This is a genomic window from Micromonospora sp. NBC_00389 (assembly GCF_036059255.1).
In the GTDB taxonomy this organism is placed as follows: Bacteria; Actinomycetota; Actinomycetes; order Mycobacteriales; family Micromonosporaceae; genus Micromonospora.
The window spans coordinates 4,298,725-4,319,735 of record NZ_CP107947.1; the positions used below are offsets into that span (position 1 = coordinate 4,298,725).

Consider the following 21,011-nt stretch of genomic DNA (forward strand, 5'->3'; position numbering starts at 1 on the left):
GCGGGGCGGGCGGCGGCCGGACCGTCGCCGCCCGCCCCGCCGCACCTCCGGCCCGGTCCCACCCGCCGAGGAGTCACACCGTGGCAGTCATCGCCAGAATGCTGGTCCGCCGCCTGCTCATCCTGATCCCGCTCCTGCTGGGCGTGATCCTGTTCGTCTTCATCGTCATGCGGTTCTCAGAGAACAAGCCCGAGTACGCGTACTTCCAGGGCGCGAACCCCACACCGGAACAGGTCCATCAGTTCCAATTGGAGAACGGCCTCCTGGATCCGCTGCCGATCCGCTACCTCCGGTTCGTGGGCGAGCTCGCCCAGGGCGACATGGGCACCAGCGTCCTGACCAAGTCACCCGTGCTGGACTCGGTGCTCACCGCGCTGCCGCTGACCCTGCAACTGACCTTCCTCGGCCTGCTGATCGGCGTGGTCACCGCCCTGCTCTTCGGCGTCACCGCGGCGATCTTCCGGGACCGCTGGCCGGACCAGCTGATCCGGGTGCTGTCGCTGACGGGTGTCGCCGCACCGTCGTTCTGGCTTGCCCTGCTGATGATCCAGTACCTCGCCGTCGACGCCGGCCTCTTCCCCACCGGCGGATACATCAACCCGGCCGACTCCTTCACCGGCTGGTTGCGTTCGCTGACCCTGCCGGCACTGGCCCTGTCGCTACCCGTCGCGGCTCAGCTCACCCGGATCGTCCGGACGTCGATGGTGGAGGAGCTGGACAAGGACTACGTACGCACCGCGATCGGCAGCGGCCTGCCGCCCGTCGTCGTGGTCGGTCGGAACGTGCTGCGCAACGCGCTGATCAATCCCCTCACCGTGCTCGGCCTACGGGTCGGCTACCTCCTCGGCGGCGCGGTGGTCATCGAGACGATCTTCTCCCTCCCCGGCATGGGGAAGCTGATGATCGACGGAGTGACCAACGGCGACCCGGCCGTGGTGCAAGGCGTCGTGCTGACCATCGCCACCGGCTTCGTCGTGGTCAATCTCGTCGTCGACGTCCTCTACCTACTGGTCAACCCACGCCTGAGGAGTGCCGGCTGATGCGTCGACGACTCACCGAACGGCTGGCCCGATCGGGCATCGGATTCCGCCGGCTCCCGCCCCTGTCCTGGGTCGCGCTCGGGGTCCTGGTGGTGGTCGCCCTCGCCGCCATGCTCGCCCCGATCATCGCGCCGCACTCCCCGCTGACCCAGCACTCCGCCGGCGGCGGCCCCTCCGCCACCCACTGGATGGGCCTGGACAGCGCCAACCGGGACATCTTCAGCCGCCTGCTGCACGGCGCCCGGTGGTCACTGCTCATCGGGCTCGGCGCGACCAGCCTGGCGCTGCTCGCCGGGTCCGTGATCGGGGCCCTCGCGGCCACCTCCCGCAAGTGGGTGGACGAAGGGGTCATGCGCGTCCTGGACGTCATCATGGCCTTCCCCGGCATCGCCCTGGCGGCCGTCCTGGTCGCGGTCTTCGGCGGCGGGGTCGGCGTCCTGGTGGCCGCGATCGGGTTCCTCAACACCCCGCCCGTCGCCCGCATCGTCCGGGCGAACGTGCTCGCCCAGTACGGCGAGGACTACGTCGCCGCCGAGAAGATCATCGGCGCCCGTACGCCGTACATCCTCGTCCGGCACGTGGCGGTCAACTGCGCCGCACCCATCCTGGTCTTCTGCACCGTCATGGTCGCCGACGCGATCGTGTTCGAGGCGTCGCTGTCCTTCATCGGCGCCGGCGTCCGCCCTCCCGACCCCTCCTGGGGCAGCGTCATCGCCGACGGCAAGAACCTGGTGCTGCTCGGCGGGTGGTGGGCTACCGTCTTCCCCGGCCTGCTGATCCTCCTCACCGTGCTGGCCCTGAACATCCTGTCCGAGGGCATCTCCGACGCCTGGGCCACACCGGCCGCCCGCCGCCCACCGGCCCGGCGCCCCGGCGACGTCGACACGATCGAGCAGGCCCGACCCGGATCGGGCGAGGTCACCGAACTGCCCGGGCTCGCCGAAGCCGCCCGCCGGCTCGCCGAACGGGCCCGCCCACTGCCCGACGGCCCACCGATCCTCGAGGTGGACAACCTCGCCATCGGCTTCGACGGCCGACATGACGGGGTGGACATCGTCGACGGGATCTCCTTCGACGTCCGACCCGGAGAGGTGCTGGGGCTCGTCGGGGAATCCGGCTGCGGCAAGTCACTGACTGCCCTGACCGTCATGGGCCTGCAACCGCGTGAGGCCCGGATCCGCGGCACCATCCGGTTCGCCGGTGCCGACCTGCTCCGCATGCCCCGCACGGCGCGACGGCGGCTGCTCGGCCACGACCTGGCCATGATCTATCAGGACGCGCTCTCGTCGCTCAACCCGGCGATGACCGTCCGCGCCCAGCTCAAGCAGCTGATCCGGCGGGGCGGCCGGCGTACCGCGACGGAGCTGCTCGAACTGGTCGGGCTCGATCCGGACCGCACCCTCTCCGCCTACCCACACGAACTCTCCGGCGGCCAGCGCCAGCGGGTCCTCATCGCCATGGCCCTGTCCCGTGACCCCAAGCTCATCATCGCCGACGAACCGACCACCGCGCTGGACGTCACGGTGCAGGCACAGGTGATCCAGCTGCTGCTGCGGCTACGCGCGGAACTCGGCTTCGCGCTGATCCTGGTCTCGCACGACCTCGCCCTGGTCGCCGACGTGACCGACCGGGTCGTGGTGATGTACGGCGGGCAGATCGTCGAGACCGGCGTGACGGCCGAACTCGTGGGCACACCCGCCCACCACTACGCCCGGGGGCTGCTCGGTTCGGTGCTGTCTCTGGAAGCTGGGGCGTCCCGGCTGTCCCAGATTCGCGGCGTCGTCCCGTCCCCCGCCGACTTCCCGGCCGGCTGCCGGTTCGCCGACCGCTGCCCCATGGCGACCGACGTGTGCCACGCCGTCGCCCCCGACCTGGTCGGCGACCAACGCTGCCACGCGGCGGCCTGCCACCACCCGGCGATCACGCTCACCCAGCCGCTGACGGCGGGAACGGAGGCCCGGTGAACCCGACCGAACCGACAGGCACCCCCCTGCTGGAACTCGCTGACGTGCACGTCGTCCACCGGGCCCGTTCGGGTGGCCTCTTCGCCCGCGACCGGGTGTACGCGCTGACCGGCGCGGATCTCATCGTCGCGCCCGGGGAGACGGTCGGGATCGTGGGCGAGTCGGGCTGCGGCAAGTCGACGCTGGCCCGCGTGCTGGTCGCGCTGCAGCGCCCGACCGCCGGGACCGTCCGCTTCCGGGGCGAGGACGTGTGGGCAACGCCGGAGTCGCGGCGCCGCCGGATGATCGGCGCCACGACCGGCATGGTCTTCCAGGACCCGTCGACCGCGTTGAACCGCCGCCTGTCCGTCCGGCAGATCCTGCGGGACCCGCTGGACGTGCACCGGCGCGGGGCACCGGGCGAGCGAGAGCGGCGGGTCCGTGAGCTGCTCGACCTCGTCGGACTGCCGGCCAGCTCCGCCGACCTGCTGCCCGGCCAGCTCTCCGGCGGGCAGAGGCAGCGGGTCGCCATCGCCCGGGCCCTGGCGCTGGAACCTAACCTGGTGGTGGCCGACGAGCCAACGAGCGCGCTGGACGTGTCGGTGCGGGCCCAGATCCTCAACCTGCTGCTGGACCTCAAGGACCAGCTCGGGCTCGCCATGGTCTTCGTCTCGCACGACATCCAGACGGTACGGCGGATGAGTGACCGGGTGGTCACCATGTACCTCGGGCGGATCGTGGAGCAGGCACCCGCCCGGTCCGTGCCCGGGCAGGCACGGCACCCGTACACGCGGGCGCTGTTCTCCGCGACCCCGGGCCTGCTCTCGCCGATCGACCCGATCCCGCTGTCCGGCCTCGTCCCCTCGGCGACCCGGCCGCCGTCCGGGTGCCCGTTCCGCACCCGATGTTGGAAGGCGGACGACGACACCTGCGCGCGTGAACTCCCCGCGGTGCAGGGCCGGACGGACGGGCACCTGTTCCGCTGCCACCACCCCGTACCGGTCGGCGCCACCGACCTCGAACTGATCAGCCAAGCACAGGAGCGTCCATGACCATCGCCGCCGCACTCACCGGCGTCATTCCCCCGGTGTGCACCCCGCTCACCCCCGACTTCGAGGTGGACATCCGGTCGCTCACCCGGCTCGTCGACCACCAGCTCCGGGGCGGGGTGGACGCGCTGTTCGTGCTCGGCTCCTCGTCGGAGGTGGCCTTCCTGCCCGACTCGCACCGGCGGATCGTGTTGGACACGGTGATCGGTCACGTCGCGGGTCAGGTGCCGGTGCTCGCCGGCGTCATAGACATGACCACTCCACGGGTGCTGGACCACGCCCGGGTCGCCGCGAAGGCCAGGGCGGCGGGACTCGTCGCCACCGCGCCGTTCTACGCCCGCACCCACCCCGTGGAGATCGACACGCACTACCGGACCATCGCCGACCGGACCGGCCTGCCGCTGTACGCGTACGACCTGCCGGTGTCGGTGCACACCAAGCTCGGCGCGGAGCTGGTGCTCGGGCTGGCCGCAGACGGGGTGCTGGCCGGTGTCAAGGACTCCAGCGGCGACGACGCCGGCCTGCGGGGGCTGCTCCTCGGCCGGCGGGACCGGCCGGACCTCACCGGATTCAGCGTGCTGACCGGTTCGGAGCTCACCGTCGACTCGGCTTTGTGGATGGGCGCCGACGGTGTCGTGCCCGGCCTGGGCAACGTCGACCCGGACGGCTACGTGCGGCTGTACCAGTCCGCGGCCAAGGGTGACTGGGTGGCGGCGCGGACGGAGCAGGAGCGGCTGTTCCGGATGTTCGAGCTGGTGTTCGTGGGAGCGCACCGGATGGGGATGAGTTCCTCACCGCTTGGCGCGTTCAAGGCGGCGCTGCACCTCCGGGGGATCATCGACCATCCGACCACCGCCCTGCCGCAGGTGCCGCTGAACGGCGAGGAGACCGCCCGGGTCGGCCGGTACCTGGCCGACGCCGGGCTGCTCTGAGTCGTCACGGGGTCGAGGGGCCGCCAACGGGTACCCGCTTGCCGAGCCAGCGCAGCTGCTCCGCCCGCTGGAAGCCGGCCCCTCCCTCGTGCCCGTTGTAGGGCCAGACCACGATGTCCTTGTCCGCGCTCGCGCAGTGGTGGTACGCGGCGAAGACGGTCGACGGGGGGCAGATCCGGTCCATGAGCGCCACCGACAGCAGCGCGGGGGCCGTGATCCGGGACGCGAAGTTGACCCCGTCGACGTACCCCAGGGTGTTGAACACCCGGTCCACCTCACCGCGGCGGGTCTGCAGGTACGACGCCAGTTCCGCGTACGGGCCGGCGTCGGTTACGTCGATCGCCCGGCGGAAGTGGCACAGGAAGGGCACGTCGGCGAGCACTCCGGCCAGGCCGTCGACCAGCCCGGCCGCGGCGAGCGCGATGCCACCGCCCTGGCTGCCCCCGGCGACGACGATCCGGGTCGGATCGACCTGCGGGAGGAGCCGGGCGGTCGCCACGGCCCGCACCGCGTCGGCGAAGACCCGGCGGTAGTAGTAGCTGCCGGGGTCGGTGACTCCCCGGGTGAGGAAGCCGTTGCCCTGGGGCGCCCCGGACGGGTCCGGGTCGGGAGTGTCCCCGGCCAGCGAGCCGGCAGCGCCCTGGCCCCGGGTGTCCATGACCAGGTGGGCGTAGCCGGCGGCGCTCCAGAAGAGCCAGTCGTGCGGCAGGCCACGGCCGCTGCCGTAGCCGATGTACTCGACCACGCAGGGCAGCGGGGCGGGCCGGTGGCGGGGCAGCAGCAGCCATGCGCGTATCGGCTGGCCGGCGTAACCGGCGAAGGTGACGTCGTACACCTCCACCGCGGCCAACCCCGCGTCGTACGGGTCGAGACGGGCCGGCCAGGCGGCGGCCGCGGCCTCGCCGATCGTCGCGGTCCAGAATTCGTCGAAGTCGTCGGGTTCGGTCCGGGTGGGCCGGTAGTCGCGCAGCGTGTCGAGTGGCCAGTCGGTGAGCACAGCGTCCTCCCCTATCGGTTCGTCCTCGGGCGCACCGCGGCGCCCACCGGATGGTGGGCGCCGCGGTGCTGGTCAGCGGCAGCTGGTCAGCGCACGGTGTCCAGCGGGAGCCGCAGGCCGAGTTGGCCGCCGATCGGCAGGTTCCGCTCGCGGATTAGCTCGAGCTCGGTGGGCGACAGCGCCCGGCGGTACAGGCGGGCCTCGTCGAGCGTGCCGCGGAAGCGGTCCACGCCGTCCACCCGCTGCCCGAGATGGATGCCGTGCACACCGAACTCCTTACCGGCGGTGACGGATCCGGGCGGCACCGCCGCCGCGGCCACCTCGGCACCGTCGACCCGCAGAACCAGCCGGCCGTCGACCCGTTGCAGCACCACATGGTGCCACTGTCCGTCGTTGTACGCCTTCGGCGAGGAGACCGAGATGTTGAAGCGGTCCACCATGATCAATGCGCGGATCCGGTTGCTGGCCGGCTCCGCCCTCAGCCAGACCTGCGGCGTCGTGCCGCCACCGGTGCGGTACGCCCACATGATGGCGTGCGAACCCTTCGTCTCCGCGTACCGGATCCAGGTCGCGAACGTGAAATCCCCACCCCCGAGGTCTACCGAGCGGTCGAACGGCACCTCGATCCGGTCGTCCACCCCGTCCAGCGCCAGCCCGTCGCCGTAGCGCCCCGCCGTCGGCTGTGCCCCGCCGCGGACGTACGCCGGGTTGTGGTGGGGCGAAGTGTCAGGGGTGGTCGGGCCCGGCGCCGGCGGGCCCGGGATCCCCGGCGGCGTGCCGTTCGGGGTCGCCAGGTAGGCCTCGTTGAACCGGGCGTACCGGATGGTCTCGTACGGGCTGGCCTGCCCCGCCTCGTACAGCAGGGCCGCCTCGTCGCCATCCAGCCGGACCAGGTCCGAGTACGCGCTCGGCCCCCAGTGGAAGACCTTGCCCTCGTCCCAGTTCTGCCAGCGCCGCCCCTCGTCGAAGGAGGAACGAACCGTCATCACCTCCCGCGCCACCGGGTGGGCGGGAGACGAGAGCAGGATCCGGTTCCGGCCGTCGCCGGCGTCGGTCGCGCCGAACCGCAGCAGCGCGGCCTGGACGTCGGGCGTCTCCAGGTCGGGGATGGTCCGGAAGGGTGCGTCAAACGTCTGCCCGCCGTCGCTGCTGACCGCGTACGCCCGATGCCCCGGGTCGGTGCCCCGTTCGCGGGCCAGCGCGTAGATCCGGCCGTCCGTCCGCTCGACGACGGTCACCTCCTGGGCGATCACCGAACCGTCGTCCCGGGACGTCTCCGCGCCGATCTGCCAGGTCAATCCACCGTCGTCGCTGTAGAGCAGGTGCGTGCCGTAGACGTGCGGGCTCACCCCGTCGTAGCTCTCGAAGCTAGCGCCGACCACCAGCCGCCCAGCGTGCGGGCCACGCTCAAGCTGGATGCCGTGCATCGGCCCGGTGGCGTACCAAAAGTTCCACTCCGGGCGCTTGGCCTCGGTCAGCTCCCGTACCGGCGACCAGGTCGCACCGTTGTCGTCGCTGGTGACCAGGTAGGGGTCGCGGTCGCAGCCGTTCGGGCACGGGGCGGGGCCGTTGCTCGTCCCCACCACCACGACCCGCCCGGTGCGCTCGTCGACGATCGGCACCGGGTTGCCCCGGGTTCGGCCGTCGCCCTGGACGACCACCTGGAGCGGCCCCCAGGTGCGTCCGCCGTCGGCGGACCGGCGCAGCACCAGGTCGATGTCCCCGTCGTCGCCGCAGTCGTCGACCCGGCCCTCGGCGAACGCCAGGACCATGCCGTTCGCCGCCCGGACGACGGCCGGGATCCGGAAGCAGGCGTACCCGAATTCACCCTGCCCGTAGAGCACCTGCTCGTCGACGAACGGGGCGGCACCTGGCGCCCCGGGCCGCGCGCCGCCCGCCTCGGCCGCGCCCGCCGGGAACGGCGCGGTGAGCGTGCTGGCGAGCAGGCTGGCCACGGCCAGCAGGACGCCGGCCTGGCGGCGGTACCCACGCCCGCCGGCGGGGTGCCGTGTTCGATGCCCTTCTCTCATGTCGCGCCCTTCAGGTCGACGGTGATGGTGCCGGTCATCCTATGTGGGACGTGGGATGTCCGGAAGGGGCAATTCACCATCGACCACCGGGACGCGCGCCGACGAGTCGGGCAGCCGGGGCCGGCCGCCCCGAACCGCACCGGATGGATCAGCCCGGCTGTTGACCCGCCTCGGCGAGCCAGCGCTCGGCCCGGGTGATCCTGGCCTTGACGTCGCGGAAGTGCCGGCGCATCGCCTCCTGGGCGCCGCTACCGTCGCGGTTGCGCAGCGCCTCGACGATCCGCCGGTGATTGGCGACGATGTCCGCCGCCCGGTCCTCGGGTGGCCCGAGCGCCGGCTCCGCCTCGTGGTAGACGTCCCAGAACAGCCCGATCAACTGGAGCACGAGTTCGTTGTCACAGGACTCGTAGAGCAACGAGTGGAAGGCCCGGTCCGCCTCCTTGTCCCTGGCCATCGCTGTGACCAGGGCGTCCAGGGCCGCCAGGCGGGCCTCGCTGACGTCGAGTGCCACCGAGGCGATGAGCCCCGTCTCCAGAATCTCGCGAACGGCCACCAGATCGTGCAGCGCCCGCACGCCGTGCCCGGGCCGGGTGCGCACCCGGAACGTCAGCGACGGGGTGAGGACGTCCAGCGGCGCATGCCCCACGAACGTGCCGAAGCCGTGCCGGATCTCCACGATGCCCAGCGCCTGCAGGGCGCGGATCGCCTCCCGCACGCTGTTGCGGCTGGCACCGAGCAGCTCCATCAACTGCGGCTCGGTCGGCATCGGGGCGCCGGGCGCGAGTTGACGATCGTGAATGAGGGCGACGATGCGGTCCTGCAGGGTCTCCCTCGTGCGTGCCCGCATGCTGCCTCCCACACTCCGCATGTCTTCTCGCGCTCCGAACATCCCACGTCATGGCCCTGACGAAGCGGGGCGGTGGGCCGGAATTTACACCCGCCCCGCCTTGACGGTCACCACGCCCCCACCTAATGTGCCCGGTTGACGGATGACATCCCATGTCCGCCTCGCCCGAATCGGGACATCTGGCGGCACCGCGGCGACGAGGAGTGGAGTCAGGATGACCATGCCCCGAATCATGTTCGGCGGTGACTACAACCCGGAACAGTGGCCGGAGGACGTCTGGGCCGAGGACATGAAGCTGATGGTGGAGGCGGGCGTCTCGCTGGTGTCGGTGGGCATCTTCGCGTGGGCCCGGGTGGAGCCCAGGCCCGGCGAGTATGACTTCGGCTGGTTCGACCGGGTGCTGGACCGCCTGGCGGAGGCGGGCATCGGCGCGAGCCTGGCCACGATGACCGCCTCGCCACCGCCCTGGTTGTCCCGGCTGCACCCCGAGGTGCTACCCAGCAGGGCGGACGGCGTGACGCTCTGGCCCGGCGCCCGCCAGCACTACTGCCCGTCCAGCCCGGTCTACCGGGAACACGCCGCCCGGCTGGTCGAACAAGTCGCCACCCGCTACGGCGACCACCCGGCCCTGCGGCTGTGGCACATCGGCAACGAGTACGGCTGCCACGTGCGGGCCTGCTACTGCGACGTGTCCGCGGCGGACTTCCGGCGCTGGCTGCGCGAACGCTACGGCGACGTCGACAGGCTCAACGCCGCCTGGTCCACCACCTTCTGGTCCCAGCGCTACGACGACTGGTCGGAGGTCCTGCCCCCGCGCACAGCGCCCACCTTCGGCAACCCCGCCCACAAGCTCGACTTTGCCCGCTTCAGCAACGACGCGATCCTCGCCTGCTACACCCTGGAACGCGACATCCTGCGCCGGCACACCCCGGACGTCCCGGTGACCACGAACTTCACCGGCGTCGTGCACAAGCCGATCGACTCCTTCCGCTGGGCCGCCGAGCAGGACGTCGTCAGCCTCGACAGTTATCCCGACCCGTACGACCCGCGCACGCACATCGACGCCGGGTTCGGCTACGACCTCGTCCGCTCGGCCCGTCGAGGGCAACCCTGGCTGCTCATGGAGCAGGCACCGAGCGCGGTCAACTGGCGGGAGCGCAACGCCCCCAAGCCGCCCGGAGTGATGCGGCTGTGGAGCTGGCAGGCGGTCGCCCACGGCGCCGACGGGGTGCTGTTCTTCCAGTGGCGGCAGGCGGCGGGCGGCGCCGAGAAGTTCCATTCAGCGATGCTGCCGAACGCCGGTGCGCACACTCGGACCCACCGCGAGGTGCGCGACCTCGGCGCCGAGGTCGCCGCCACGGCCGAACTGGCCGGCACCCGGGTACGGGCCGAGGTGGCCCTGCTGCACGACTGGCCGAACTGGTGGGCGGTGGAGGGCGAGGCTCACCCGGCCCCGCTGGACCTCTTGGCGGCCCACCGGGCGCACTACACGCCGCTGTTCGACGCCCACGTCACCTGCGACGTCGTGCCACCCGATGCCGACCTGGCCGGATACCGCCTGGTGATCGTGCCCAACCTGTACCTGCTGTCGGACGCGACGGCCGCCGCGCTCCGCGAGCACGTGGACCGCGGCGGGGTTCTGCTGGTGTCCTACTTCACGGGTGTGGTCGACGGCACCGAGCGGCTTCATCCGGGGGGCGCGCCGGGGCCGTTGCGGGACGTGCTCGGACTGCGGGTGGAGGAGTTCTGGCCCCTACCCGCCGAGGGCACGATCGGCCTGGACGTCGGCGGCCGGCAGGGTCGGGGCCTGGAATGGTCGGAATGCGTCGAGCCGGCGGGGGCGCAGGTGATGGGGAGGTTCACCGAGGGCGAGTTGGCCGGCCGACCCGCGGTGCTCCGGCACCGCCACGGAGCCGGGGCCGCCTGGTACCTGGCGACCCGCCCCGACCCGGCGCTGATGCGCACGGTGCTCGACCAGGTCCGAGCGGAGGCCGGAGTCGCACCGGTCCTGCCCGACCTGCCCGACGGCGTGCAGGCCGTCCGCCGCCACGGCGACGACCGGTCGTACCTGTTCCTGCTCAACCACGGCGACACGCAGGCGACAGTGGCGCTCCCGTCCCCGGCCGTCGACCTGCTCGGTGACGCGGACCGCCCGACCGAGCGCGTCACCCTGCCGCCGCGCGGCGTCGCCGTCCTGCGCTCCTGACCGGAGCCGGGCGCCGCCGTTGACCGGGAGGTGTGCGCCGCGGCCCCGGCCGCGGCGCACACCCCGGTTCACCCTCGCGGCTTCAGCTCGCCGGTGGGGATCCGGCGGAAGGTAATGGTCTCGTACGGGCCGAAGTTGCCGGTCTCGTAGAGCACACCGACCGTACGCGCGTCCATCTGCACCAGGTCGGAGTAGCCGGCGGGAAGGCCGGACAGCGCCAGGGCCGGCCACCAGGTGGCGCCCTGGTCCGTGCTGATCCGCAGCGTCATCGCGGCCCGGCTGGCCGGATCGGCGGGCCCGGAGAAGAGCAGTGGCGCCTTCGGGCCGGTCACCTGCAGGACGCTGGCCTGCACAACCGGCCCCACCAGCGTCGCCTGCGGCCGGTACGGCAGCACCAACGACTGGCCGCCGTCGGCGCTGTAAGTGTCGGCCCGGTTCCCCGGCCCGCTGCCGTTGTGCTCCCGAGTGTTCAGGTAGAGCCGGCCGTCCGGCAGCTGTGCGGCCGTGGACTCGTTGACGTTCACGTAGCCGTCCGGGTTGTCGTCGACCGCCCCGATCTGCCAGTTCACGCCGTCGTCGTCGCTGTAGAGCAGATGGCCGCCGTAGTACTTGGCCTCGGTGCCGAGATCGGCCGAGCCGGCCGGCGGCGCGATCGAGTGGTTGGCGGGCACGACCAGCCGGCCCCGGTGGGCCGTGCCGGCCAGGCGCAGAGCGTGGCCCGGCCCCGTCGCGTACCACCGCCAGTTCTGCGCCTTCGCCTGCCCGGTGATCTCCCGAGGAGCGGACCAGGTGGCTCCCTCGTCGTCGCTGTGCTGGACGAAGACCCGGCGGCTCTGCTCGGCCGTGACCTCACCGCGCATGATCTCGGCCTCCGACGCGTCGGCGGAGTTGGTCGTGGACAGCAGGACGAGACGGCCACTCGCCGTCAGGACTGGCGCGGGGTTCCCGGCGGTGTCCGGACCGCGGTCCTGCACCACCTGCAACGGCCCCCAGGTGCATCCGCCGTCACCGGACCGCTTGAGGACGAGGTCGATGTTGCCGGCATCGGCCAACGAGCCGTGTCGCCCCTCGGCGAAGGCGAGCAGGATGCCGGACCGGGTGGTGACGACGGCCGGGATCCGGAATCCGGTGTAGCCCTCGGTGCCGGAGACGAACGGCACGGAGGTGTCGCATCGGTGCGTGGGTGCCGCCGGTTCGGCCGTCGCGGGCGGGGCCCCGACGACCAGGGAGGCGGCGAGCGCGACAGCGCCGAGAGTGATCATCGAACGGGGTGACCGGGACATGCGCGCCTCTTTCGTGGTGGTGGGGGGCACTTCGTGGATCCTGCGTATCGTTCGGAGATACGCCTGGTCGGGCACGAGGTAGGACGTCCTCTGTCCGAACCAGACGCTAATGGTGGAGTTCGATGTGGTCAAGGTCGATGACAACGGCCCGTCGGGCAGGGTGACGGTTCGGCGGGGATGGCGTGGGAGGGGATGACGATGCGGTCGACGCGGCTGCGGTGGTGCTCAAGCGGGTGTCAGTACCAGATCGTTTTGAATGACGAATAGGAACCTCCAGTCGGCGTCGCCCCGCGCACTCCAGGCCGCACTCGCCGACTGGAAAGCCGCCCTGCATCGACGCGCCTGGCCGAAGCTCACCGGCTCCGCGCCTCTCTCCGAGTACCTGGCGGCCCTCGACGAACACCGCTATCGACGCGTGACCTGTGAATACATTCGGCGCAGGTGGTAGTGCCCCGCCGGACCACCGCTGGCGGGGCACCGACGCTGCGGCTACTGCTGGAGGTTGATGGTCGTGAACGGGAGGCGGAGCCGGAGCTGGCCGGCGATCGGGACGTTGTGTTCCCTGACACCCCGCAATTCCTCAGGCGTCAGGGCGCGGCCGTAGATGCGGAACTCGTCGAGGGCGCCGCGGAACCGGTTGACGCCGTCGATCCGTTGACCGAGGCAGATGCTACGGATGCCGAACTCCTTGCCGGTGGTCACCGAGCCGCGGGGAGCGGCCAGGTTGGCAACGGTGACGCCGTCGATGAGGACCGTGACCCGGGTCGCCGTGCGTTGCATGGCGACGTGGTGCCAAAGCCCGTCGTTGTACGCGCCCGCGATGGTGATGTTCGCGTCGCCCTGGCCGGTGCCGACGACACCCCGGATGCGGTTGCTCGCCGGTTCGGCTCGCAGCCAGATCTGCGCGGCTCCCGTACCCACCTGGTGGAACCACCAGATCACGTGGCTGCCGGTGGTTTCGCTGTACCGGAACCAGGTCATGATCGTGAACTGGTTGTCCTCAAGGTCGACATCCGGGTTGTACGGCACCTCCACGTGGTCGTCGACGCCGTCGAGCGCGATTCCGTCGCCGAACCGCCCCTCGGTCAACGTCGCGCCGCCGCGCACGTAGGCGGTGTTGTCGTAGCGCGGCGCCGCGTCCGGGGTCGCCGGTCCCGGCTCCGGTGGCGGCGGCAGGTCCGGCGGTGAACCGTTCGGGGTGTCGAGGTACGCCTCGTTGAACCTGACGAACTGGATCACCTCGTACAGGGCGGCCGTGCCGCCTTCGTACAGCACCCCGGCCACGGGGCCTGTGACCGGGTCGGTCTCCGTCTTGACCATGTCGGAGTACCCGCCCGGACCCCAGCTGATGACCTTGCCTTCCTGCCAGGACTCCCAGGTCTGGGCCTCGTCGTACGAGGACCGGATCGTCAGGGCCTCGCGCTTGCCGGGGTTGGCAGGTCCGGAGAAGAGGATGCGGTCCCGCGCGTCACCTTCGTCGGTGGCGGTGAGGCGTAGCAACGCTCCCTGCACAACCGGCATCGTCAGCTCAGGCACCATCTGGAACGGCGCGTCGTAGCTTTCGCCGCCGTCGCTGGAGATTGCGTACGCCCGGGTGCCCTCAGCCGTGCCGGCTTCCCGCACGTTGACGTAGATCCGCCCGTCGGTCAACTCCACCAGCGTCGACTCGTTGACGAAGATGTCGTCGGCGGCGCCACCGGCACTGGCGCCGAGGTGCCATGTGTCGCCGCCGTCGTCGCTGTACCCAAGGTGGATGCCGGCGATGTGCCGCCCGTCGGGTGCGAAGGACTCATGGTTGGCGCTCATCACCAGCCTCCCGGTGTGCGGGCCGCGTTTGAGCTGGATGGCGTGCACCGGACCGGTGGCGTACCAGGCGGTCCACTCCGGCAGCATCAGCTCGTTCATCTCCCGCGGCGCGCTCCAGGTCGCTCCGTGGTCGTCGCTGACCTGCAGGAACGGATCGCGGCCACCGCTTCCGGTGCCCGGGTTGTGGGTCGTGAACAGCACGACCCGACCGGTCCGTTCGTCCACGACCGGCATCGGGTTGCCGTGCGTGTCGCCGTTGCCGCGCGATACGACCTGTAGCGGCCCCCACGTGCGACCGCCGTCGTGGGACCGCTTCAGGACCAGGTCGATGCCGCCCCTGTCGTCACAGTTGTTGATCCGGCCTTCGGCGAACGCGAGCAGGTCCCCGTTGGTGGCCTTCACGATCGCCGGGATCCGGAAGCAGAAATACCCGTCCGTGTTCGCCGTGTAGACCGCCTGCTCCTCGTGGTACGGCTCCGCGGCATGCGCGGTGCCGCTCGTGAGCAGGGCGGCAGCCATCGCGGCGACCACCATAGTGGACAACAGTCGACGGTGTCTTTGGCTGTGTCTCTGTCTCGTCATGAAATGCGATACCTCCACTGGTCACCGCTGGGGCGGCTCGTGTCGAGCGGCAGGTGGATCCAGGGCTGCCGGTTGTCGCACCTGTTGCGCTCCCGGATCGTCGGCAGCTCTGCCCGTACCGCCCACCTCTCGCCACACATTCGAAAGGTTGGCGGACATCCTATGTCCGGCGCCGCGCGACGCAAGCCCTCCGGCGGCATGTCGGCCGGCTTGGTCGACACCTCCCTCCCCGGGGCTCTTCATCCAACGCGGCATGAGGCGGTTCGACATCACCCCCCAATCGGGCGGCGTTGAAGGGCCGCAACCCCTTATCCCCTGCGAGAAGTCCACCGGGGGCATCTATCTGCATCGACCCCTCTCCGCCCTCGTGGTGCACTCCAAGAACAGGCTGAGTCGCGACCGGATCGAAAGCCGGAGAACTGTTGACCGCGACGAGGGTGGGTAGCAAACTCGTTTGCGACGACGAGGAGATCCCATGTCCTATGTCCAAAGAATGACGCAAACCGCCGGTACCGCGCTCGCGCTGGTGCTCGGCCTGACAAGCCCGGCCTTCGCGGCCGGCCAGGACGCCCGGCCGACGGCGCCGCCGGATGACTGGGTCGGCACCTGGTCGTCCTCGGCTTCCGGCACCGTGCCCAACCTCCCCACCGGATATGCGGACCGGACCATCCGCAACGTCGTGCACACCAGCGTTGGTGGTTCGGGTGTCCGGGTCTCGCTGACCAACGTCCTCGGCACAGTGGCGGTGCGGATGGACGTGGTGACGGTCGCGGTCGCCGATGCGCCCGACGCGCCGGACGCAGTCGCGGGCACAATGCGAGTGCTCACCTTCGGCGGCGCACCGGCGGTGACCATCCCGGCCGGCGGCGAGGTGCTGAGCGACCCGACTTCTCTTGCGGTACCGGAAGATGGCGACCTCCTGGTCAGCGTGTACACCCCGGTGTCGTCCGGGCCGGTGACCTATCACCAGGTGGCCAACCAGGCCTCGTACCTGTCGCAAAATGGTGATCACGCGGCCGACGAGTCCGGCGCGGCGTTCACCGAGACGGTCACTTTCTGGCCGTACGTGAGCGGCGTGGACGTCCTGGGACATGCCGACGGCGCAGTGGTCACGCTCGGCGACTCCATCACCGATGGAAACAACTCGACACGGAACGCGAATCACCGCTGGCCGGACTACCTGGCCGACCGATTGATCGCCGAGCCAGGGCCAACGCGGCTCGGCGTGCTCAACGCCGGCATCAGCTCGAACCGGTTACTCAACAGCACCTGGAACCCCAACGCGCTATCCAGGTTGGACCGTGACGTGCTGACCGCGACCGGCGCGCGCTCCGTGATCGTCATGTTGGGAATCAACGACATCGGTGGCCAGCCGCAGCACAACGAGCCGTCGAAGATCATCGCAGCGCTGGGCCAGATAGCTGCTCAGGTCAAGGCGAAGGGGCTGCGGGTCACCGGTGGCACGCTCACGCCGTTCGGCGGGTCGAGCAACTACACCGAGGAACTGGAAGGTGTGCGGCAGGCGGTCAACGACTTCATCCGCGACGGCGGCGCGTTCGACGCGGTGGCCGACTTCGACGTCGCGCTGCGGGACCCCGCGGTGCCGAACCGGTTAGGGGCAGAGTACGACTCCGGCGACCATCTACACCCGAAGGACGCCGGTTACCAAGCGATGGCGGCGGTCGTTAACCTGGACAAGCTCGACACCCGCCCGTCCGGCCACTGGGTCCGCACCTGGCAGACGGCCATGGCGCGGACGACGCCCGGTGCCGACCAGGGCATGCCGAACCACTCGATCCGCAACGTGGTGCACACCAGCGTGGGTGGCGACGCGGCTCGCGTGCGCCTATCCAACGCGCTCGGCACGGCGCCGGTCCTGATGGGACGAGCGACGCTGGCGGTGGCGGCTAGTCCCGACGCACCGGATGCAGTCGCCGGCACAATGCGCGAGCTGACCTTCGGCGGCGCGTCGTCGGTGACCATCTCGGCCGGCAGCGAAGTGCTCAGCGACCCGATTTCCCTTGCCGTGCCGGCGGACGGCGACCTGCTGGTGACCGTCTACACCCCGACGCCATCCGGTCCGGTGACCGAGCACCCGCGCTCGTACCAGACGTCGTTCATCACGGCGGACGGCGACCACGCGGCGGACGAGCAGGGCACCGCGTTCACCCAGCCGACTACGGCGTGGTATTACGCGACAGCCGTGGACGTCCGGTCCTCCACCGCGCGCGGCGCGGTGGTGACCTTCGGCGACTCGATCACCGACGGGGACAGATCGACCATCAATGCGAATGTGCGGTGGCCCGACGTCCTCGCCGACCGGCTCGCCGCCGAGCCGGGACCGACCGCGCTCGGCGTGGTCAACAGCGGCATCAGCGGCAACCGGATCCTGGACAGCAGCACTGGAACCGGGATCGGTGGCCCGAACGCGTTCGCCCGCCTGTCCCGGGACATGCTGACCACGTCCGGGGCGCGCACGGTCATCGTGCTCGAGGGCGTCAACGACATCCTCAACCTCGATCACCCCGACCCGGAGACCCTGAAACTCGCCCTGCGGCAGATCGCCGCCCAGGCACACGCACAGGGCCTGCGGGTCGTCGTCGGAACCATCACGCCGATCAAGGGATGGCGCTCCTACACCGAGGAACGGGAGAACGTGCGGCAGGCCGTAAACCAGTTCATCCGCACGAGTGACGACTTCGACGCGGTCGTCGACTTCGACGCGGTAGTGCGTGACCCGGCCGACCCGCAACGGATCAACCCGCCACACGACTCGGGCGACCACTTGCACCCGTCGGACGCGGGCTACCGTGCGATGGCCGAGGCCATCGACCTCGGCACACTCCGCTGAGTGCTGACTGCGTGCGGCCCACCCAGGTCGGCACGCAGCCACCCGCCGGCGCGGTCACGCGCGGCGAGCGGCCAGCAGGGCCGCCTCGGCGCGCTGAGCAACTCCGGCACGGCCGAGGACGGCCAGCGGCCATCCAGGGGAGCGGTACACCAGGCGAGGAGGTGGTCGGCGAGTACGTGGACCACTTCAACAACCACCGTCCGCACCAAGGACGCCAGCACAGGCCACCGAACCACGACCCGACCGTCGTCATTCCGATCGGTGCTCCCGTGCGTCGGCGACGACGCCTTGGCGGACTGATCAACGAGTACCACCGAGCAGCCTGAAACGATCATCGAAGTGCCAGCTCACGGCAACGACACGAGTTTTGGCACGGTACAGGACCAGGACGACCACCCGGCCGCCGCAACACCCACCCCACCCCGCGCTACGACGTCCACACCGCGACCACCACGAACGCCAAGACAGCAGCTGCAAAAAAGCCGAAGCCCGTCAATCCCCGCCCACGCCGCACAGGTTAAAAATCAAGCTAGGCGTAGGAACCCTCATGATCACTGATGCCTGTGCCCGTCTTCTTCCCGCCCGGTCCTCACCGACCTATTTGCGTGGCCTCTAAAGGCAACGGTTCTCGACTCGCACCAGAGCACGATTCGCCGTCGCTGAATACATCGAAGTCTTCTACAACCGGCAACGCCTGCACTCCACCCTCGGCTACCGCACCCCAGCCGAAGCCCTCACCGACCACAGACTGCGTACCGCAGCCTGACCAGCAAACCCCCAGACACTGTCCAAGATCCTTGACACGGCTCAGTCCGGCTGCTGGAGGTCTACCGCGCGACGATGGAGGCCAACGGGCCGAGCAGCCCGCCCGGCTACGGCCCGGCCGGCGCCGGCAAGGCCGTGTTCTCGGTCAGCTCGTTCATGGATAACCTTCCCGCCGAGGAGAAGCCAGCGGGCGCCCCGGCCTGACCCGCCGCGGTCTCCCGCCAACCGGACGGGAGACCGTCGGACCGGGAGACCGTCGGACCGGATCAGGTGACCGCGAGGACCCCGACCAGCGAAACACCCGCGACCACGGCCGTCGAACCGGACGCGAGCAGGAACGGCCTGACGCCGACGCGGCTGAGGGTCTGGATGCGCACGCCGCAGCCGAGGGCGAACATGGCGGCGGCCAGCAGTGTGGTCTGGGCGGTCCTGGCGCCCGCCAGCACGGCGTCGGGCAGCAGTCCGGTGGTCCGGAGCACCGCCATCGCCAGGAAGCCCACTACGAACAGCGGGATCAGCGGCGGGCGCTTCGCACCGGCCGGGAGATCGGCGCGCACCCGGCGCCGGCGCCAGCTGAGCACCGCGATGACGGGGGCGAGCAGGAGTACGCGGGCCAACTTCACGACCACCGCCAGGCCGAGGGCGGCGCCGCCGACCGTACCCCCCACGGCCACCACCTGGGCGACCTCGTGGATCGAGCCACCGGCCCACAGGCCCGTCTGGGTCGTGGACAGTCCCAGCGCCTCGGCGGCCAGTGGGACCGCCGGGATCATCAGCGTCCCGAAGATCACCACCAGCGCGACGGCTGTCACGACCTCTTCTTCCTCGGCGTCGACGACACCGTCGGCTGCGGCGACGGCGGCTGCTCCGCAGATGGAGAATCCGCAGGCGATCAGCAGCCGCTGCGTGACACCGATGCCGAGCAGCCGGCCGATGAACATGGTGCCGACGAGCCCCGCCAGCACGGTGACCACCACGACGGCGATCATTCCGGAGCCGAGTCGGAGGATGTCCGACAGCACGAGCTGGAGGCCGAGCAGGACGATTCCGAGTCGGAGCAGCTTCCTGGCGGCGAAGGCCAGCCCGCGGCTGAACACGGCCGGCAGCGGGACGACGTTGCACAGGGCCGGCCCGAGCACGATCGCGATCAGCAGCGGGCTCACCGTGGGTAGGAGGAGGCCGCCGGCGAGCGCCAACCCCGCGGCACCGGCGCACAGCGCCACGCCCGGCCCGAGCGCGACCCATCGCCGGCGCCACGACGGGCGGGGCTCCTGCGCCGGGTAGGGGGTGGGGCCGGTGCCCACCGGGACCGGCGCCTCTCGTGAAGCGGTTTCATTCAGCACGTCCGCCACGCTGCCACGGCCCCGGGGCCCGCAGTAGCTCCGGATCCCGCATCGGCCCATACACTTTTGATATGTCCGCGCAGTGGCCCGACCTGGCCGTACTGGAACTACTTCTGGCAACGGCGGAGCACGGCAGCCTCGGCGCGGGCGCACGTTCGGTCGGCATGGCGCAGCCGAACGCCAGCCGGGCGCTGGCCCGGCTCGAACACGAACTCGGTCTCGCCCTGATCCGCCGGACGCCCCGAGGGTCCACCCTGACGGCGCACGGGGCCCTGGTCGTCCAGTGGGCCCGCGCGGTGCTGGACGCCGCGGGGCAACTGGTCGAAGGCGCCACGGTGCTGCGCGCCGAACAGGACGTCCAGATCAACATCGGCGCCAGCATGACCGTCGCCGAGTATCTGCTGCCCGCCTGGTTGGGCGAGTTCCGGCGCCAGCAGCCCGACACCAGGGTCCATCTGCAGGTGCACAACTCCCACGACGTGTTCGCCGGGATCCGGCAGGGCAGCTTCGACGTCGGTTTCGTCGAGTCGCCCGGCGTGCCACGGGATCTGCGCAGCGCGGTCGTTGCCCACGACCGGCTCGTCGTCGTGGTCGACCCCGGCCATCCGTGGACGCGCCGCCGCACCCCGGTGGCGATCACCGAACTGGCCGCCACCCCGTTGGTGGTGCGAGAGCCCGGCTCCGGCACCCGGATCACCCTCGACGCGCTGCTGGACGCATACCACCCCGTCGCGCCGGCACTGGAGTTGACCAGCAACGCCGCCGTACGGGTGAGCGTGACGGCCGGCGTCGCACCCGCCGTACTGAGCGTCCTGGCGGTCGAGGCGGCGCTGCGCACCGGCGAACTGCGGGCCGTGCCGGTGGACGGGCTCAACCTGCAACGGCGGCTGCGGGCGGTCTGGCTGGCGCCGGGGCGCCTGAAGGGCCCGGCTGGACGGCTCGTCCAGATCGCCCGAACTGCGGCCCAGCGCCTGCCGGACTGACTAGACCGGCGCGGCCGTGTTGCGCCCATACACGACCGGGCCGCGGGAGGCTCCCGCATTCGCGCCGACAGGTCCAACTTTGTTGCCATGACCGAGCCGACCAAGATCCTGCTCGACGAGGCCGAGCTGCCCCGTCGCTGGTACAACATCGTCGCGGACCTGCCCACCGCGCCGCCTCCGGGCACCCTGGAGCCGGTCGGCCCGGACGACCTGGCGCCGCTCTTCCCGATGGACCTCATCCTGCAGGAGGTCACCACGGACCGGTACGTCGACATCCCTGAGGAGGTCCTCGACGTCTACCGGTTGTGGCGGCCGTCCCCGCTCTTCCGGGCACACCGGCTGGAGAAGGCGCTC

At 70.9% G+C, this 21,011-nt stretch carries 14 protein-coding genes and 1 pseudogene; 9 read left to right on the forward strand and 6 right to left on the reverse strand.

Features of this window, described 5'->3' with window-relative positions; translation table 11 throughout:
• Positions 1–80: 80 nt before the first annotated feature.
• The 4 genes from OG470_RS20415 to OG470_RS20430 are packed head-to-tail and all read left to right on the forward strand — an operon-like array spanning position 81 to position 4,964.
• Positions 81–1,040, forward strand: coding sequence for an ABC transporter permease (locus OG470_RS20415; protein WP_328414521.1), 960 nt, complete (start codon positions 81–83; stop codon positions 1,038–1,040).
• Positions 1,040–3,004, forward strand: a complete 1,965-nt coding sequence (locus OG470_RS20420) for a dipeptide/oligopeptide/nickel ABC transporter permease/ATP-binding protein (RefSeq protein WP_328414523.1) — start codon at positions 1,040–1,042, stop codon at positions 3,002–3,004. Before OG470_RS20415 ends, OG470_RS20420 begins: the two co-directional genes overlap by 1 nt.
• Positions 3,001–4,035, forward strand: a complete 1,035-nt coding sequence (locus OG470_RS20425) for an ABC transporter ATP-binding protein (RefSeq protein WP_328414526.1) — start codon at positions 3,001–3,003, stop codon at positions 4,033–4,035. The genes OG470_RS20420 and OG470_RS20425 overlap by 4 nt, the downstream gene beginning before the upstream one ends.
• A complete protein-coding gene (locus OG470_RS20430) occupies positions 4,032–4,964 on the forward strand; it encodes a dihydrodipicolinate synthase family protein (protein ID WP_328414528.1) in 933 nt (310 codons plus the stop codon). Before OG470_RS20425 ends, OG470_RS20430 begins: the two co-directional genes overlap by 4 nt.
• 4 nt (positions 4,965–4,968) lie before the next feature.
• Here the strand turns inward: OG470_RS20430 and OG470_RS20435 are convergent, their stop codons facing one another.
• From OG470_RS20435 to OG470_RS20445, 3 genes are all read right to left on the reverse strand, one after another.
• Positions 4,969–5,961 (reverse strand): acetylxylan esterase, encoded by a 993-nt coding sequence (locus OG470_RS20435; protein ID WP_328414530.1) that lies wholly within the window; start codon positions 5,959–5,961, stop codon positions 4,969–4,971.
• Between the two features lie 86 nt (positions 5,962–6,047).
• Positions 6,048–7,991, reverse strand: coding sequence for a sialidase family protein (locus OG470_RS20440; RefSeq protein WP_328414532.1), 1,944 nt, complete (start codon positions 7,989–7,991; stop codon positions 6,048–6,050).
• 148 nt (positions 7,992–8,139) lie between these two features.
• Entirely contained in the window at positions 8,140–8,838 is a 699-nt protein-coding gene (locus tag OG470_RS20445; protein WP_328414533.1) for a FadR/GntR family transcriptional regulator, read from the reverse strand.
• Positions 8,839–9,052: 214 nt separating this feature from the next.
• On the opposite strand from OG470_RS20445, the gene OG470_RS20450 reads away from it, so the two are divergent.
• On the forward strand, positions 9,053–11,044 hold the full coding sequence (locus tag OG470_RS20450; protein WP_328414534.1) for a beta-galactosidase: 1,992 nt from the start codon (positions 9,053–9,055) through the stop codon (positions 11,042–11,044).
• A 68-nt stretch (positions 11,045–11,112) separates the two neighbouring features.
• Here OG470_RS20450 and OG470_RS20455 read toward each other — a convergent pair whose 3' ends face one another.
• Positions 11,113–12,327, reverse strand: coding sequence for a sialidase family protein (locus OG470_RS20455; protein ID WP_328414536.1), 1,215 nt, complete (start codon positions 12,325–12,327; stop codon positions 11,113–11,115).
• Between the two features lie 489 nt (positions 12,328–12,816).
• On the reverse strand, positions 12,817–14,667 hold the full coding sequence (locus OG470_RS20460) for a sialidase family protein (RefSeq protein WP_328426494.1): 1,851 nt from the start codon (positions 14,665–14,667) through the stop codon (positions 12,817–12,819).
• A gap of 541 nt (positions 14,668–15,208) precedes the next feature.
• Between OG470_RS20460 and OG470_RS20465 the strand changes: the two genes are divergently transcribed.
• The 3 genes and pseudogenes from OG470_RS20465 (at position 15,209) to OG470_RS20475 (ending at position 18,535) form a co-directional block, all read left to right on the forward strand.
• Positions 15,209–17,566, forward strand: a complete 2,358-nt coding sequence (locus tag OG470_RS20465) for an SGNH/GDSL hydrolase family protein (RefSeq protein ID WP_328414538.1) — start codon at positions 15,209–15,211, stop codon at positions 17,564–17,566.
• A gap of 622 nt (positions 17,567–18,188) precedes the next feature.
• Positions 18,189–18,332 (forward strand): annotated as a pseudogene (locus OG470_RS20470) (IS3 family transposase); the annotation flags it as partial.
• 74 nt (positions 18,333–18,406) lie between these two features.
• Positions 18,407–18,535, forward strand: a complete 129-nt coding sequence (locus OG470_RS20475; RefSeq protein ID WP_328414540.1) for a hypothetical protein — start codon at positions 18,407–18,409, stop codon at positions 18,533–18,535.
• 62 nt (positions 18,536–18,597) lie between these two features.
• Here the strand turns inward: OG470_RS20475 and OG470_RS20480 are convergent, their stop codons facing one another.
• A complete protein-coding gene (locus OG470_RS20480) occupies positions 18,598–19,674 on the reverse strand; it encodes a YeiH family protein (protein WP_328414542.1) in 1,077 nt (358 codons plus the stop codon).
• A 71-nt stretch (positions 19,675–19,745) separates the two neighbouring features.
• Between OG470_RS20480 and OG470_RS20485 the strand changes: the two genes are divergently transcribed.
• Positions 19,746–20,657, forward strand: coding sequence for a LysR family transcriptional regulator (locus tag OG470_RS20485; protein ID WP_328414544.1), 912 nt, complete (start codon positions 19,746–19,748; stop codon positions 20,655–20,657).
• Positions 20,658–21,011 lie beyond the last annotated feature (354 nt).

Excerpts from the sequence above, each read along its gene's own strand:
- OG470_RS20420 (WP_328414523.1), top strand. The coding sequence starts at position 1,040 with ATGCGTCGACGACTCACCGAACGGCTGGCCCGATCGGGCATCGGATTC.
- OG470_RS20430 (WP_328414528.1), top strand. The coding sequence starts at position 4,032 with ATGACCATCGCCGCCGCACTCACCGGCGTCATTCCCCCGGTGTGCACC.
- OG470_RS20440 (WP_328414532.1), bottom strand. The coding sequence starts at position 7,991 with ATGAGAGAAGGGCATCGAACACGGCACCCCGCCGGCGGGCGTGGGTAC.
- OG470_RS20445 (WP_328414533.1), bottom strand. The coding sequence starts at position 8,838 with ATGCGGGCACGCACGAGGGAGACCCTGCAGGACCGCATCGTCGCCCTC.
- OG470_RS20450 (WP_328414534.1), top strand. The coding sequence starts at position 9,053 with ATGACCATGCCCCGAATCATGTTCGGCGGTGACTACAACCCGGAACAG.
- OG470_RS20455 (WP_328414536.1), bottom strand. The coding sequence starts at position 12,327 with ATGTCCCGGTCACCCCGTTCGATGATCACTCTCGGCGCTGTCGCGCTC.
- OG470_RS20460 (WP_328426494.1), bottom strand. The coding sequence starts at position 14,667 with ATGGTGGTCGCCGCGATGGCTGCCGCCCTGCTCACGAGCGGCACCGCG.
- OG470_RS20465 (WP_328414538.1), top strand. The coding sequence starts at position 15,209 with ATGACGCAAACCGCCGGTACCGCGCTCGCGCTGGTGCTCGGCCTGACA.
- OG470_RS20475 (WP_328414540.1), top strand. The coding sequence starts at position 18,407 with ATGGAGGCCAACGGGCCGAGCAGCCCGCCCGGCTACGGCCCGGCCGGC.
- OG470_RS20485 (WP_328414544.1), top strand. The coding sequence starts at position 19,746 with ATGTCCGCGCAGTGGCCCGACCTGGCCGTACTGGAACTACTTCTGGCA.